14 protein-coding genes are annotated in these 14,846 nt (G+C 63.0%); 8 read left to right on the plus strand and 6 right to left on the minus strand.

Features of this window, described 5'->3' with window-relative positions:
* The first annotated feature begins 53 nt into the window (after positions 1-53).
* Positions 54-1,052, plus strand: coding sequence for a M14 family metallopeptidase (locus tag KUA23_RS15080; RefSeq protein WP_252992307.1), 999 nt, complete (start codon positions 54-56; stop codon positions 1,050-1,052).
* Here the strand turns inward: KUA23_RS15080 and KUA23_RS15085 are convergent.
* Positions 1,014-1,871: an AraC family transcriptional regulator gene (locus KUA23_RS15085; RefSeq protein ID WP_252992308.1), complete on the minus strand. Its 858-nt coding sequence runs from the start codon at positions 1,869-1,871 to the stop codon at positions 1,014-1,016. The two genes, KUA23_RS15080 and KUA23_RS15085, sit on opposite strands and share 39 nt — an antisense overlap.
* A gap of 143 nt (positions 1,872-2,014) precedes the next feature.
* Between KUA23_RS15085 and KUA23_RS15090 the strand changes: the two genes are divergently transcribed.
* Complete coding sequence (locus KUA23_RS15090) at positions 2,015-2,815, plus strand: alpha/beta fold hydrolase (RefSeq protein ID WP_078048443.1); 801 nt, start codon at positions 2,015-2,017, stop codon at positions 2,813-2,815.
* A 151-nt stretch (positions 2,816-2,966) separates the two neighbouring features.
* Here KUA23_RS15090 and KUA23_RS15095 read toward each other — a convergent pair whose 3' ends face one another.
* Together KUA23_RS15095 and KUA23_RS15100 are read right to left on the minus strand one after the other, a co-directional pair.
* A complete protein-coding gene (locus tag KUA23_RS15095; RefSeq protein ID WP_078048444.1) occupies positions 2,967-3,755 on the minus strand; it encodes an aldolase in 789 nt (262 codons plus the stop codon).
* Positions 3,756-3,758: 3 nt separating this feature from the next.
* Complete coding sequence (locus tag KUA23_RS15100; RefSeq protein ID WP_099492033.1) at positions 3,759-4,463, minus strand: HAD-IA family hydrolase; 705 nt, start codon at positions 4,461-4,463, stop codon at positions 3,759-3,761.
* A 115-nt stretch (positions 4,464-4,578) separates the two neighbouring features.
* On the opposite strand from KUA23_RS15100, the gene KUA23_RS15105 reads away from it, so the two are divergent.
* Complete coding sequence (locus KUA23_RS15105; protein WP_252992309.1) at positions 4,579-5,424, plus strand: LysR family transcriptional regulator; 846 nt, start codon at positions 4,579-4,581, stop codon at positions 5,422-5,424.
* On the opposite strand, the gene KUA23_RS15110 is transcribed toward KUA23_RS15105, so the two are convergent.
* Genes KUA23_RS15110 through KUA23_RS15120 form a run of 3 tightly spaced genes read right to left on the minus strand, consistent with a single transcriptional unit; the run spans position 5,410 to position 8,354 of the window.
* The gene (locus KUA23_RS15110) at positions 5,410-6,639 is read right to left on the minus strand and encodes an EAL domain-containing response regulator (protein WP_100490668.1); all 1,230 of its coding nucleotides are present in this window, start codon (positions 6,637-6,639) and stop codon (positions 5,410-5,412) included. The genes KUA23_RS15105 and KUA23_RS15110 overlap by 15 nt on opposite strands.
* Positions 6,640-6,648: 9 nt before the next feature.
* Entirely contained in the window at positions 6,649-7,032 is a 384-nt protein-coding gene (locus KUA23_RS15115) for a response regulator (protein ID WP_078048448.1), read from the minus strand.
* Positions 7,017-8,354, minus strand: coding sequence for a sensor histidine kinase (locus tag KUA23_RS15120; RefSeq protein WP_099492037.1), 1,338 nt, complete (start codon positions 8,352-8,354; stop codon positions 7,017-7,019). Before KUA23_RS15120 ends, KUA23_RS15115 begins: the two co-directional genes overlap by 16 nt.
* 324 nt (positions 8,355-8,678) lie before the next feature.
* Between KUA23_RS15120 and KUA23_RS15125 the strand changes: the two genes are divergently transcribed.
* The 5 genes from KUA23_RS15125 to xylB are packed head-to-tail and all read left to right on the plus strand — an operon-like array spanning position 8,679 to position 14,639.
* Positions 8,679-10,211, plus strand: a complete 1,533-nt coding sequence (locus KUA23_RS15125) for a sugar ABC transporter ATP-binding protein (RefSeq protein ID WP_078048450.1) — start codon at positions 8,679-8,681, stop codon at positions 10,209-10,211.
* Entirely contained in the window at positions 10,204-11,181 is a 978-nt protein-coding gene (locus KUA23_RS15130; protein WP_095016223.1) for an ABC transporter permease subunit, read from the plus strand. The genes KUA23_RS15125 and KUA23_RS15130 overlap by 8 nt, the downstream gene beginning before the upstream one ends.
* Before the next feature lie 34 nt (positions 11,182-11,215).
* Positions 11,216-12,148, plus strand: a complete 933-nt coding sequence (locus KUA23_RS15135) for an ABC transporter substrate-binding protein (RefSeq protein WP_078048452.1) — start codon at positions 11,216-11,218, stop codon at positions 12,146-12,148.
* Positions 12,149-12,169: 21 nt separating this feature from the next.
* On the plus strand, positions 12,170-13,171 hold the full coding sequence (locus KUA23_RS15140) for a LacI family DNA-binding transcriptional regulator (RefSeq protein WP_078048453.1): 1,002 nt from the start codon (positions 12,170-12,172) through the stop codon (positions 13,169-13,171).
* Positions 13,172-13,178: 7 nt separating this feature from the next.
* Positions 13,179-14,639 (plus strand): xylulokinase, encoded by a 1,461-nt coding sequence (gene xylB / locus KUA23_RS15145; protein ID WP_252992310.1) that lies wholly within the window; start codon positions 13,179-13,181, stop codon positions 14,637-14,639.
* Positions 14,640-14,846 lie beyond the last annotated feature (207 nt).

Raw genomic sequence — 14,846 nt, forward strand, 5'->3', positions numbered from 1 at the left:
AGTTGAACACGTGTTCAATCTCTACCGATTAATTGATGAGAGGAGGGCAAGGCATGGCAAAAGACCTTTCGTGGCAGGAAACCGGCGACGCCGGCAATGCGCTGCACGTCGGCGCCTGGCGTTTCGACGGTGACGGCAGCGGGCCCAGGGTGCACCTGCAAGCGGGTGTGCATGCGGATGAAATCGCCGGCATGTTGGTCCTGCATCAGTTGTTGCCGCGCTTGCAGGCGTGTCAGGACCAAGGCCGCCTGAAGGGCAGCGTCACGGTGGTGCCCCAGGCCAACCCATTTGGTATCGGCCAGTTCCGCCAGGGCCGTTTGCTTGGGCGTTTCCATGAAGCCACCGGGCAGAATTTCAACCGTGCCTTCGACCATTCCCTGGCCATGGAACGCCCAGCGAGCAACCTGGCGCAGTGGCAGAAACGCCTGGTGCAACTGGCCGCCGAGGCCGACCTGGTGCTGGACCTGCACACCGATGACGAGGCGTTGCCGTACCTCTACATCCATCGCAGCTTCTGGCCCGACCAAGGCCTGGCGCTGGCGGCGGCGTTGCAGGTGGACCTGGTGATTGTCTGGGACGAGGGCGGCGATGGCTCCTTTGAAGAAACCATCATCAACCACGCATCGCCGCAACTGGCGGCCACCCTTGAGCTGCGCGGGCAAGCAGACGTCAGCGACGCCCTGGCGCAACAGGACGCCGCTGGCCTGTGGGCCTGGTTGTGCATCAATGGCGTGATCGATGAGGTGGCGAGTATCGCCGAATGGCCAGGCGACGTGGTCGACATGGGCTGCATGGAAACCCTTCTCGCGCCCTGTGCCGGGGTGCTGGTGTTCGAGAAAGGCTTGGGTGATTACGTCGAAGAAGGCCAGCGTTTTGCGCGCATCATTGGCCGCCCCGGTGACCCCGCTTCGGAAGTGACCCTGCACGCAGCCCAGGCCGGGCGCATGGTCACTGCCCACCGCGAACGCCTGGTAGCCCAGGGTGCGGTGGTCGCCAAGTTCACCGGCACGCGCTTATCCGACAGCTACAGCGGCGGCGTGCTCGACCCGTAGCGGCGCCTGCGAATGCAGCCATTCACGCGGGCTGGTGCCGATCTTGCGCCGAAACGCACGGGCCAGCGCCGAGGGGCTTTCGTAGCCGACTTCATCGGCAATCAGGGCGATGGGCCGGCCTTCACGCAGGCGTTTCTGCGCCAGGCTCACGCGCCAGCTCAGTACATAGTCGGCTGGGGTCTGGCCGACTACCTTATGGAAATGCGCGGCAAAACTGGCGCGGGACATGTTCGATTCCACTGCCATTTCCTGCACGGTCCACGGGCGTTCGGGATGGTTGTGCAGCAGGGTCATGGCCCGCGCCAGGCGCAGGTCCGCCAGGCCCGACATCATGCCGGTGGTCATGCTGTGATAGGCCATCATGTGGCGCAGGAACTGGATCACCATCAGCTCGAACAAGCGGTTCATCACCGCCTCGCGGCCACAGTGTTCGGCAAAGGCTTCACTGAACAGCCAGTCCAGCGTACCGGCGATCATCGGGATCTGCTTGAGCGGCATCACGATGGTGTCGGTCAGCGCTACGGACAACGGGTTATCCAACCCACCGTCAAAACGCAGGGACGCCGCCACCACCTGGGCACGGTCAGCCTTGGTCGCCAGCAGGCGATGGGGCAGGGGACGCGGCACCAGCACCAGGCTGGGCTCGGGAATACGCAGGGTGGCGTCGGGCATTTCCAGGCTGGCCTGGCCGTCCTTGAGCAGATAGACCCGGCCCCGCTGCTGCACGTCGCGGGTGTCGAGGGCGCCGTGCAGGGGCCCACTATGAAAGGTATCGGCACCGATGCCGAAGTGCTCCAGCAGTGTGGACAAACGATCCATGACTCACCTGAATTGAAAAAGCGACCTTGTTTAGACGATCTGCGCTATATCGTCGACTATTAGCCTCCATTTGTAAAACTTGCTTCGGCATCATGGCCTCACGTTCAACGCCTTGAGCGCCAACCCCAACGGAGCAAACGTCCATGAAAACCTTCAAGTTCTCCCGCGTCGCCGCCGCCCTGATCACCGGTGCACTCGCCCTGGGTGCCAGCACCGCCAGCTTCGCCGCCCCGCAAAAAGCCACGGTGGTGCTGGTGCACGGCGCGTTCGCCGATGCATCCAGCTGGAACGGCGTGATCGCCGGTCTCAAGGCCGAGGGCTACCCGGTAGTCGCTGTGGCCAACCCGCTGCGCAGCGTCAAGACCGACTCGGACTATGTGGCCGACATCGTCGAACACACCCCGGGCCCGGTGATTCTGGTCGGCCACTCCTACGGTGGCTCGGTCATCACCAACGCCGTGCATGGCAGCAACAAGGTCAAGGCCCTGGTCTACGTGGCCGCCTTCGCCCCTGAAAAAGGTGAGACCGCGTTCGAACTGTCCGGCCGCTACCCCGGCGGCACCCTGGGCCCGACCCTGGACAAACCCGTGGTCTCCAAGGACGGCGTGACCGACCTGTACATCCAGCAAGACAAATTCAATAGCCAGTTCGCCGCCGACGTGGCAGCCAAGGACGCCCAACTGATGGCCGCCGGCCAACGCCCGATCACCGAGGCTGCCCTCAAGGAACCGTCCGGCGACCCGGCCTGGAAAACCGTACCGTCCTACTTCATATACGGTTCAGCCGACAAAAATATTCCCGAGGCCGCGCTTAAATTCATGGCCGACCGCGCGGGCTCCAAGGAAACCGTGGATGTGAAAGGTGCGTCGCACGTGGTGATGGTCTCGAACCCGGCGCGGGTGGTAGCGATCATTAACGACGCGGCCAAGGCTAACGCGCAATAACCCATCACGGTAGGCGCTGGCTTGCCGGTGATGCAGGCGGCACGGTGCAACAGGCAGACCGAGTCGATGCCATCGCAGGCCAGCCAGCGCCTACATTTGAACCGAGAACGGCTTGCCATATCGGTTGCTGCCTAACGGATAGGTACCCAGGTCACTGATCAAACCGCGACCCCATCCCCCTCAACCGCCGCATGGCACTGTCCAAATGCGCCCGCGCACTCGCCGGATCACCCTCACGCATCTGCTCATACGCCACCTGCGCCACCGCCGGGTCAATCGGCTTGAGCGCCTGCCCACTGGCCATGGCCTTCAATTGCACTTCAGCCGCGCGCTCCAGGTAGTACAAATCATCCCAAGCCTCGGCAATATTCGGCGCAGCCACCATCACCCCATGATTCTTCAAGAACAGAATATCGGCATCGCCCAACGCCGCCGCAATGCGCTGGCCCTCGCGGTTATCCAGGGCCAAGCCGTTGTAGGCCTCATCCACTGCCGTGCGCCCATAAAACTTCAACGCCGTCTGCCCCAGCCACAGCAAAGGCGGCCCTTGCAGCAGGCACAGCGCGGTGGCGTTGGGCATATGGGTATGAAAGGCGGCCTTGATGCGCGGCTGGCATTGATGCAACGGGGCATGGATATAAAACGCCGTGGCTTCCGGCGTGCCATCGCCGTCGATCACATTGCCGGCAAAATCACACACCAACAGATGGGATGCCGTGATTTCCTCGAACGCATAGCCGAACGGGTTGACGAAAAACAAGTCGTCATGACCCGGCACCGTCGCCGAAAAGTGATTGCAGATACCTTCTTCCATGCCATGCAGCGCCGCCAGTTGCAGGCACGCGGCAAGCTCCACCCGCGCGTCGATGGCGGCAGGCGTGTCGAGGTTGAAGCGCCCGGCACGCGGGCCCAGGGAGGAGGGCGTGAACGTATGGGCCATGATTCACCACCCCAGGGACTTGAACAGTTCGGGCACGCCGTCGAGGGTCGGCAAGATGGCATCCGGGGTGTAATCGGCGAGCAGTTGCCGGCCGGTGCCCCGGTCGATCCACACGCAGCGAAACCCCATGTCCCGCGCGGCGGCGTGGTCCAGGTGCGGGCTGGCGCAGATGTGCACCACCTGGTCGAGGCTCACACCGAGCTGCCCATGGGCATGGTCGAACAGGCGACGGTCGGGCTTGTAGGCCCCCGCCTGCTGGGCGGTGATGACCCGGTCGATATGGCCACCCAATTGCGCCACATTGCCGGCGATCACGTCATCGTCGGTGTTGGAGACAATGCACAGCTTGTAGCCCAGCGCCTTGAGCTGCTTCAGGGTATCCACCACCTCTGGAAACGGAGGCATGGCACTGATGCTGTCGGTGAGGATCGCACCGTCCTGCGCGTTGGCCGGCAGGCCCAGTTCCTCCAAGGCCAACTGCAAGCCCAGGCCGGCGAGGGTGCGGAAATTACGGTGCGGTGGGGTTTGCTCCAGGGCGTGTTCGTGGTGGTCGTAGACGCTGATCAGGGTTTCAGGGTCGACCTGATGCGCGCCTTTTTCATCGAGGATCCGGTCGACGGCGGCACGCAGGCCTTCATCCCATTGGATCAGGGTGCCGTAGCAATCAAACGTCAGCCACAGCGGGCGAGGGGAGTGTTCGAGCGGCATGGGGCACCTCTAGCAAAGAGTGGGCGAGCGCTTGAGCATAGGAAACCTGGTGGTCAGTTGGAAATTAAATTAACCTCTGTATCACAGTTGAATTATCGATATGTAGGTCGCCGCCATGTTTGATCTCGAACTCCTGCACACCCTGGTCTGCGTGGTGGATGAAGGCAGTTTCACGCGTGCCGCCGAGCGCGTACACCGCACCCAATCCACCGTGAGCCAGCAGATTCGCAAGCTCGAAGAAAGCGTCGGGCAAGTGCTGTTGGTGCGCGACCGCTCGGGCCAGCAAGTCAGCGCCACCGAGCACGGCGAGTTGCTGACCCATTACGCGCGGCGCCTGTTGAACCTGTCCCGGGAAGCCCGCGACGCCCTGAACACCGAGGCCAGCGTGGTGCCGGTACGCCTGGGCGTGCCCGAAGATTTTGATGCGACGCGCATGGCGTCGGTGCTCTCGGGCTTTGTCCGCGCACGCCCCGAAGCGCGCCTGGAGACGGTCAGCGGCATGAGCACCGACCTGCGCCGGCAGTTGGACAGTGGTGAAATCGACATCGCTTTGGTCAAGCGCGAAGCCGGCAGCGGCGAATGCCATGCCAGTTGGCCGGAGCCGCTGGTGTGGGTGTGCGGCCAAAGCCAGGACCTGCAGGCCGAAACCTTGCCCCTGGCACTGTTCCCCCAAGGCTGCATCTACCGCCAGCGTGCCATCCGCACCCTCGACAAGGCCCGGCGCAGTTGGCGCCTGGCGTTTGGCAGCCATAGCCTCACCGGCATCCAGGCCGCGGTGACGTCCGGATTGGGGATCAGCATCCTGCCGAAAAGCGCCGTGCTGCCCAGCCACCGGATCTGCACGGAGCTGCCGCCGGTACTGCCCTCGGAATTGGCGCTGGTCAGCGGTGCGGAGCGGTTGAGTGCGACCCACCGAGGGTTGATCGAGTGTTTGCGCGAAGACATTTCAAAGACTCTCTAAGCGCTCCAGCAACAGGCGCTCCAAGGTGTCCGCCGGCAACGGCCGACTGAACAGATACCCCTGGATCTGATCACAGCCGGCCTCTTTCAAGAACGCCAGTTGTGCCTGGGTTTCCACGCCTTCGGCCACCACCCGCAGGTTGAGGCTGTGGGCCAGTTCTATGATGGTGCGGGTAATCGCCGCGTCCTGGGGGTTGCTGGTGACCTCGCGGATAAACGCGATGTCGATCTTCAACGTGTCGATGGGAAACCGCCGCAGGTACGCCAGGCTCGAATAGCCGGTGCCGAAGTCATCGATGGAGATCTTCACACCCATGGCGTGCAGGCGTTGCAGGCTGGCGATGGTGTGCTGGGTGTTTTCCATCAGCGAGCCTTCGGTCAGTTCCACTTCCAGCCAATGCGGCTCGACCCCGGTTTGCGCCAGGGTGTGGGCGATATCGGCAATCAGGTCGCCTTCGATCAATTGATGGCCGGAGACGTTCACCGAGACTTCCACCGCACCGATGGCGCCGCGTTGCCATTCGGCAATCTGCTGGCAGACCTGTTCGATCACCCAGCGCCCCACGGGCACGATCAAGCCGATGTTTTCCAGGATCGGCACAAACACCGCCGGGGACACCGCGCCGTAGTCCGGCCTTTCCCAGCGCAGCAGCGCCTCCAGCGCGCATATGCGGCCAGTGGCAACCTCGACCTTGGGCTGGTAATGCACGGTGAATTCCTCACGCTCGACCGCCAGGCGCAAGGCGTTTTCCAGGTCCTGGCGGGCCAGGTCATGCACATTCATGCCGGTTTGCTGTGGCTTGAGTTCGCGTGAAGGGTCCGCGCGATCGCCGCGCGCCTTGAGCCGTAACAGGTTGCGCACCCGCAGCCACAACTCGACACGCTCCACCGGTTTGCTGATGAATTCCTCGGCACCGGCCTCCAGCCCGCTGACCCTGGCGCTCGGTTCACTGAGGGCCGACAGCATGATGATCGGTATGCCCGCCGTGGTTTCATCGCCTTTGAGCTGGCTGGCGACTTCGTAGCCGTCCATGCCCGGCATCATGATGTCCAGCAGGATCAGGTCGGGTGGCCGCTGCGCCACCAACTGCAGGGCCTCTTCACCACTGCCGGCGGTCAGGGTCTGGTAGCCCTCGTGTTGCAGCAGGGTTTCCAGCAGCTTGCGCACCTGGGGTTCATCATCAACGATCAACAGCGTTGCGGGTTGGCTGGCCATGGAGAGGACTCATAGGAGAGGGCGGATGGACTGTTGCAGCAAGGTATCGATCACCTGATACAGCTCTTTGTAGCGCAGTGGCTTGATGATGTACGCGTCGCAACCGGCGAGCCGGGTTTTTTCGCGGTCTTCTTTCATCGCCATGGCCGTCAGGGCGATGACCGGGATGTGCGCGGTGAGTGGGTCGCGCTTGAGCAGGGCGGTGGCGGCCAGGCCGTCCATGCCCGGCAGCTGGATGTCCATCAGGATCAGCGCCGGTTGCTGTTCGCGGGCCAGGGTCAGGCCGGTCTCGGCATCGGGCGCCCACAGTACGCTGTGACCCGCATTCACCAGCAACAGGCGCGCCAGGCGCATGTTGGCTTCATTGTCTTCAACGATCAGGATGTTGGCCATTCGGCCTCCAGGGCGCGGTGCAGCGGAAGCCAGACCACAAACCGCGCGCCCTGGCCTTCGCGGCTGGCCACGGCGACGCTGCCGCCATGCAGGTCGGTCAGGCGCTTGACCATTGCCAGCCCCAGGCCCGTGCCTTCGAATTTGCGTGCCAGGCTGCTGTCGATTTGGCTGAACGCCTTGAACAGCTTGTCCATATCGTCTTCGGCAATGCCGATCCCGGTGTCGCTGACGCTCAGCTCAAGGAATTGTCGATGGGGGCTGGCGGGCAACTCAAAGGTGTACACCGGCCAGTCGCCGGGGATCTGCCCGACCTGTTCGCGGGTTACCTGGCGCACGGTCAGGGTCACTGAGCTGCCGTGCTCGCTGAACTTCACGGCGTTGGCCAGCAGGTTGTAGACGATCTGCTTGGTCTTGCGCAGGTCCAGCGCCAGGCAACCGAGGTCCTCGGGGCTTTCCAGCTTCAATTGGATGCGTTGCAGGGCTGCCTTTTCGCGCACGATCAGCAGGCTGTTGGCCAATAATCCCGCCAGTTCCACCGCTTCCAACTCCAGCGCCATCATCCCGGCCTCGACCTTGGACAGGTCGAGGATGTCATTGATCAACGACAGCAGGTGCTGGCCACTGGTGAAGATGTCGCCGATGTATTCGCGCTGGGTCTCGCTCATGTCGCCAACCAGGCCGTCCTTGAGCGCCTCGGAAAAACCGATCACCGCATTCAAGGGGGTGCGCAGCTCGTGGGACATGGTCGCGAGGAACTCGGACTTCATGTGGCTGGCGTGCTCCAGCTCCAGGTTCTTTTCTTCCAGCGCGCGCTCGAAGCCCTTGCGCTCGGCTTCCTCCTGCTTGCGCGCGGTATTGTCGGTGCCGATCAGCAGGTAGCCGATGATGGTGTCATGCCGGTTGCGCAGGGCGGTCACCGAAACCATCGCCGACAGGCGACTGCCGTCCTTGCGGATGTAGGTCAGCTCGTAGATGTCTTCAATGCCCCGGGAGGCCTTGAATACCAATGCCTCGAAACCCGGCGTGATCGGCGTGTCCAGCTCCAGGCTGAGGGCAGCGGCGCGGGTGATCAGTTCGACAGGGTCGGAGATGTCGGCAGGGGTGATGCGGTTGACCACGTCGGCGGCGGCATAGCCGAGCATGCGTTCGGCGCCGACGTTGAAAATCTGGATCACGCCTTTCTCGTCGGTGGCGATGCTGGAGAAGTAGGCGCTGTTGAAAATCGCGTCTTGCAGGGCGCCGGTCTTGAGCAGGGTTTTCTGCCGTTTGAATTCGACGATTTTTTCAGCACGCGACTGCGGTTCGGGTAACGGTGTGTCCATCGCTTGGGCGTTCCGTGACGTTCAGGCCCGCCGTCGTCATTGGGCGAGGGCGCAGAGCATGCTCACAGAAGATCGCTTGGGGGCGATGAGGAGGAGATGAGGTGCTTGGACAATAGCAGAGATTGTGGCGTTTTGATGGCGGGGTGCGGGTTATTTCCCTCCGAACGGATATCTGCGTGCAAATAATCATGTTTTTCGGAGTTACGCTGGATGAAACGTTTCATCTAGCGATAAATGGTCATCGCAAGCGCTTGCGTAAGGAAATGTTTCTACATTAGAGTCGGGCCACGCAATGACAAAAATAATAAAACCAGGAGCTCATTCATGAGCCTTGAACCCTTGCTTGAGATGCAGGGCATCAGCAAAACCTTCAACGGTTTGCGCGTGCTCAAGACTGTCGGCCTGAAGGTCTACCCCGGCGAAATCCACGCCTTGATGGGGGAGAACGGCGCCGGCAAATCGACGTTGATGAAGATCCTCTCCGGCGCCTACCAAGCCGACCCCGGTGGTGAAATCCGCATTGCCGGCCAGCTCATCCCCACCTTCGACCCCGCCACCGCCAAAGCCCTCGGCATTGCCGTGATCTACCAGGAATTGAGCCTGTGCCCGAACCTGAGCGTGGCCGAGAACATCTACCTGGGCCGCGAACTGCGGCGCGGCTGGACCATCGACCGCAAGGGCATGGAAGCCGGTTGCGTCGAAGTGCTGCAGCGCCTGGGTGCGGAGTTCACCCCGGCAACGCGGGTCAGCAGCCTGTCGATCGCCGAGCGCCAACTGGTGGAAATCGCCCGCGCCTTGCATGCCCACGCCAAGATCCTGGTGATGGACGAACCCACCACGCCCTTGTCATCCCGCGAGACCGACCGTTTGTTCGCGTTGATCAAGCAGTTGCGCAGCCAGGGCCTGGCGATCATCTATATCAGCCATCGCATGGCCGAGATCTATGAGTTGTCCGACCGTGTGTCGGTGCTGCGTGACGGCCAATACATCGGCGAACTGACCCGCGAGGCGCTGTCGGCGGAAGTGCTGGTGAAAATGATGGTGGGCCGCGACCTGTCCGGTTTCTACAAGAAGGAACACGCCGCCTATAACCCCGGCAACGTGGTAATGCGCGTGCGCGACATGGCCGATGGCAAGCGCGTACGACACTGCAGTTTCGATTTACATGCCGGTGAAGTGTTGGGCATTGCCGGGCTGGTCGGGGCAGGGCGCACCGAGCTCGCGCGCCTGATCTTTGCCGCCGACCCGCGCACCTCGGGCAGCCTGGAAGTGGTCGGCAAGCACGTCACGCACTTGCGCACGCCGGCAGATGCGATTCGCGCCGGCGTCGTCTACCTCACCGAAGACCGCAAGGCCCAAGGCCTGTTCCTGGACATGAGCGTGGCGGACAACATCAATGTCTGCGCCTGTGTACCGGATGCTTATGCCGGCGGTGTGCTGGATCGCGGGCATGCCGCGCAGCGCGCCACCGACGCGATCAAGTCGCTGTCGATTCGGGTGGCCTCGGGCAAGGTCAATGTGGGTGCCTTGTCCGGTGGCAACCAGCAGAAGGTGCTGTTGGCCCGGCTGCTGGAGGTCAAGCCGCACGTGTTGATCCTCGACGAGCCCACACGCGGCGTCGACATCGGCTCCAAGTCCGAGATCTACCGCATCATCAATCAACTGGCCCAGGCCGGCGTCGGTATCGTGGTGATCTCCAGCGAGCTGCCGGAGATCATCGGCACCTGCGACCGCGTGCTGATCATGCGCGAAGGCCAGTTGGTGGCTGAAGTCGGCGGCGCGTCAGGCCAGGTTATTTCCCAGGAACGCATTATTGACCTCGCCACCGGTGGCGATCAGGTGGTTGCCCATGGCTGAGTTGACTATTGCAACAACAGGTAAGGCTGAGCGCGCACGCGAGTTGATGCGCACGGTGGGCATGCTGCCGGTGCTGATCCTGCTGCTGGTGGGCTTTGCCCTGGCCAGCGAGAACTTCCTGACGGTGCAAAACCTGTCGATCATCACCCAGCAGGCCTCGGTGAACGTGGTGCTGGCGGCCGGGATGACTTTTGTGATCCTCACGGCGGGTATCGACCTGTCGGTGGGCGCGATCCTCGCGGCCTCGGCCGTGGTCGCGCTGCAGGCCTCGATGTCGCCGCAGTTCGGCATGTTCGGGATTGCTGCCGGTATTGGCTTTGGCTTGCTGCTGGGCTTGGTTAATGGTGGGTTGATCGCTTTCATGCGCCTGCCGCCGTTTATTGTCACCCTCGGCGCGCTGACGGCCATGCGTGGTCTGGCGCGGCTATTGGCGGATGACAAAACCGTATTCAACCCGGACCTGCCGTTTGCCTTTATCGGCAATGACTCGGTACTCGGCGTGCCCTGGCTGGTGATCATTGCCGTGGCGGTGGTGGCGCTGTCGTGGTTCATCCTGCGCCGAACAGTGATGGGCGTGCAGATCTACTCGGTGGGCGGCAACCCGGAAGCGGCGCGCTTGTCTGGGATCAAGGTGTGGAAAGTGCTGCTGTTCGTCTATGCCATGTCCGGTGCGCTGGCCGGGTTGGGCGCCGTGATGAGCGCGTCGCGGCTGTTTGCTGCCAATGGCCTGCAACTGGGGCAATCCTACGAGCTGGATGCGATTGCCGCGGTGATCCTTGGCGGCACCAGTTTTACCGGCGGCGTCGGCACCATCGGTGGCACGTTGATTGGTGCGCTGATCATCGCAGTGCTGACCAACGGCCTGGTGCTGTTGGGTGTGTCGGATATCTGGCAATACATCATCAAGGGCATCGTGATCATTGGCGCAGTGGCGCTGGATCGTTATCGCCAGTCCGGTGCGCGGACCTGAGTTCACTCCTACAACAATCACAAGAGAGACCCGCATGAACCTTAAACGCATGTTTCCCGTCATTGCCTTGGCTGCCTTGATGTCCCAAGCCGTCGAAGCCCGTGAGTTGAAGGCCCTCGGCATCAGCATGGGCTCGCTGGGCAACCCGTATTTCGTAACCCTGGCCGACGGCGCCACCGCCCGCGCCAAAGAGTTGAACCCCAGCGTCAAGGTCACCTCGGTGTCGGCCGACTATGACCTGAGCAAGCAGTTTTCGCAGATCGATAACTTCATCTCGTCCAAGGTCGACCTGATCCTGATCAACGCCGTCGACCCCTCTGCCATGGCCTCGGCGATCAAGAAAGCCCGTGACGCCGGCATCGTCGTGGTGGCCGTGGATGTGGACGCCAAGGGCGTCAACGCCACCGTGCAGACCGACAACGTCGAGGCCGGCAAGCTGGCGTGCCAGTACCTGGTGGACAAGCTTTCCGGCAAGGGCAATGTGATCATCCAGAACGGCCCGCAAGTCACCGCCGTGACCGACCGCGTCAAAGGCTGCAAGGCCGCGCTGGCCGCCGCGCCGGATATCAAGGTGCTGTCCGATGACCAGGACGGCAAAGGCTCCCGCGAAGGCGGCTTGAACGTGATGCAGGGCTACCTCACGCGCTTCCCGAAAATCGACGGCCTGTTCGCGATCAACGACCCGCAAGCCATCGGCAGCGACCTGGCGGCCAAGCAGCTTAAGCGCAGCGGCATCATCATCACCTCGGTGGACGGCGCACCGGACATCGAGAACGCGCTGAAAACCGACTCGCAGATCCAGGCATCCTCCAGCCAGGACCCGTGGGCCATGGCGCAGACCGCAGTGAATGTGGGCAATGACATTCTCAACGACAAAGCCCCGGCCGAAGCGGTTACCCTGCTTACGCCAAAATTGATTACCCGTGACAACGTTGCGACGTACAGCGGTTGGTCGAGTAAACATTGATCTAGCCAGAGGAACAGCGTCGTGGTCACCATGGATGACGTGGCAAGCAGGGCGGGGGTGTCGACGTCGACGGTGTCCCACGTGTTGAATGGCACCCGCAAGGTCAGCCCGGCCACGGTGCAAGCGGTGCAGCAAGCGATCCAGGCATTGGGCTACATCCCCAACACCCTGGCGCGCTCGCTGGCCCGTTCGAGCACCAGCACGATTGGCGTGGCGATTTCGGCGCTGTCCAACCATTACTTCAGCGAGACGGTGCACGCGATTGAAACCGAGTGCGCCAAGCACGGCTACATGATGCTGTTTGTCGACACCCACGACGACCCGGTGCAGGAGCTGCGGGTGGTCACGGCGCTGCACCATCGGCGGGTGGACGGAATCTTGCTCGCACCGTCCACCGGCTCCAGCGCGCTGGAGTACCTGCGGGCCAACGAGGTGCCCACGGTGCTGGTGGACCGCATGATGAGCGAGCAATTCGATCAGGTCGGGGTGGAGAACACACAGTCCACCCAGGCCCTGGTCACGCACCTGATTGAACACGGGCACCGGCGCATTGGCTTTATTGCCGGGCGAGCGGGGCTGGGGACTACCGATGAGCGCGTCGCCGGTTACCGTGCAGCATTAGCGGCGGCGGGCCTGGCGTTTGACCCGCAGTTGCTGGTCAACGGTGGCTCCAGCAGTGAGCCGGCACATGCGGCTACGCGGCAGTTGCTGGCCTTGACGGCGCCGCCCACGGCGATCATGGCGGGCAATAACCTGATGACACTTGGCGCCATGCATGCCCTGCGCGATGCGCGGATAGACGTGCCGGCGCAGATGGCGCTGGTGGGGTTTGATGATTTTGACTGGGCGGACTTTTTCGTGCCGCGCCTGACCTTGATCGCGCAGCCGGTCCAGGCCCTTGGCGCCCAGGCCGTGAACCTGCTGTTGCAGCGCATGGCCTTGCCCGGCGCGCCGACCCACAGCGTGCGCCTGGCGCCGAGCCTGCAAGTGCGTAATTCATGTGGCTGTATTGGATTGGAATGACCCACGTATGAGCAACCCCGTATCCCTCGGCATCGACCTCGGCACCTCGGAACTCAAGGCCATCCTCATGGACCTCGACGGTACGGTGTTGGCCCATGCCGGCGTGCGCCTGAATGTATCGCGGCGCCACAGCGGCTGGTCCGAGCAGGCGCCGCAAGACTGGTGGCAGGCGTGCGTGCAGGCGCTGGCCGAATTGCGCGGGCATGAGGCGTTTACCCGCGTGGCCTGTATTGGCCTGTCCGGGCAGATGCACGGCGCAGTATTGTTGGACGCGGATAACCGCGTGTTATACCCGGCCATCTTGTGGGACGACTCCCGTGCCATCGCCGAGGCCGAGCAGTTGGGCGCAGGCTTTGCCGACGTCACCGGCAGCCTGCCCATGGCCGGCCTGACCGCGCCGAAGCTGCTATGGCTGCAACAGCATGAGCCAGAGGTGTTCAAGGCCATCGATTGCGTGCTGTCACCCAAGGACTATCTGCGGTTGTGCCTGAGTGGCGAGCGCATCAGCGAGATGTCCGATGCAGCCGGCACCTTGTGGCTGGATGTGGCCCGGCGTGAATGGTTCGCCCCCCTGTTGCGCGCCACGGGCCTCTCGCCCGCGCAGATGCCCCGGCTGGTCGAAGGCGGTGCCGCAAGTGCCGTGCTGACGGCGCAGGGGTTAGGCTTGTCGCCCTCGGTGGTCATCGCTGGCGGCGGTGGTGATAACCCGGTGGCGGCGGTCGGTATCGGTGCGATCAATGCGGGGGATGGATTTATCACCCTCGGCACCAGCGCGGCCATTGTGGCCATCACCGACCACGCTGCCGGCAACCCGGCGAGTGCGGTGCACAGCTTCTGCCATGCCTTGCCCAACCGCTGGTACACCATGGGCGCCATGCTGGCCGGCGCCAGTTGCCTACGCTGGGTCACGCGGCTCACAGGCACCCTGGACGAGCAGACATTGCTGGACCAGGTGCAGACGCAATTACCGATCGAACAGACCGTGCCGCTCAGTACACCCTTGTTCCTGCCGTACCTGGCCGGTGAACGCACACCCCATAACGACCCGCTGCTGCGCGGTGGCTTCATGGGCCTGGGCCACGACTGCACACCCGCGATGCTCGGTTATGCCGTCATGGAAGGCGTGGGGTTCGGCCTGCTGGACGCATTGCGCGCCGTGCAATCGGCCGGCGCCGACGTGGGCGCGTGCGCTCTCGTGGGCGGTGGTGCGCGCAGCGGGTATTGGGCGCAGTTGCTGGCGAATATCCTGCAACGCGAAATCTTCACCCTGCACGGCAGTGAACTGAGCGCCTGCATTGGCGCCGCGAAGCTCGGGTTTTTAGCGATTGACCAAGGAGAGGCGCTGGTGCAAGCGGGGATGCCAGTGAAGGCGCGGTACCTGCCGGATGCCAGGCAGCAAGCCGTGTTGGAAGCGCGCTACCGCAAATTCCAAGGGCTGCTGGCCGCGGCCAAGGCACTGCACGACTGAGCAACGAGGCTTTACAGGCAGGCTTGCCTGCGATGGCATCTCCACAACGAAACCACGATGCGAAGCGAGCCGCTCTTGATGTTGCTCTTGATCTGCTTTTGATGTGCTTTTGATCTAAAGCGCCCCATCAAACACGCTGGCCGGAATCTGACAGGGATTTGGGGGGTAAACCGGCAGGGATGCCGGTTTAGCCGCCCCGCGCCATGG

The sequence above is a fragment of the Pseudomonas pergaminensis genome, from assembly GCF_024112395.2.
GTDB lineage: Bacteria > Pseudomonadota > Gammaproteobacteria > Pseudomonadales > Pseudomonadaceae > Aquipseudomonas > Aquipseudomonas pergaminensis.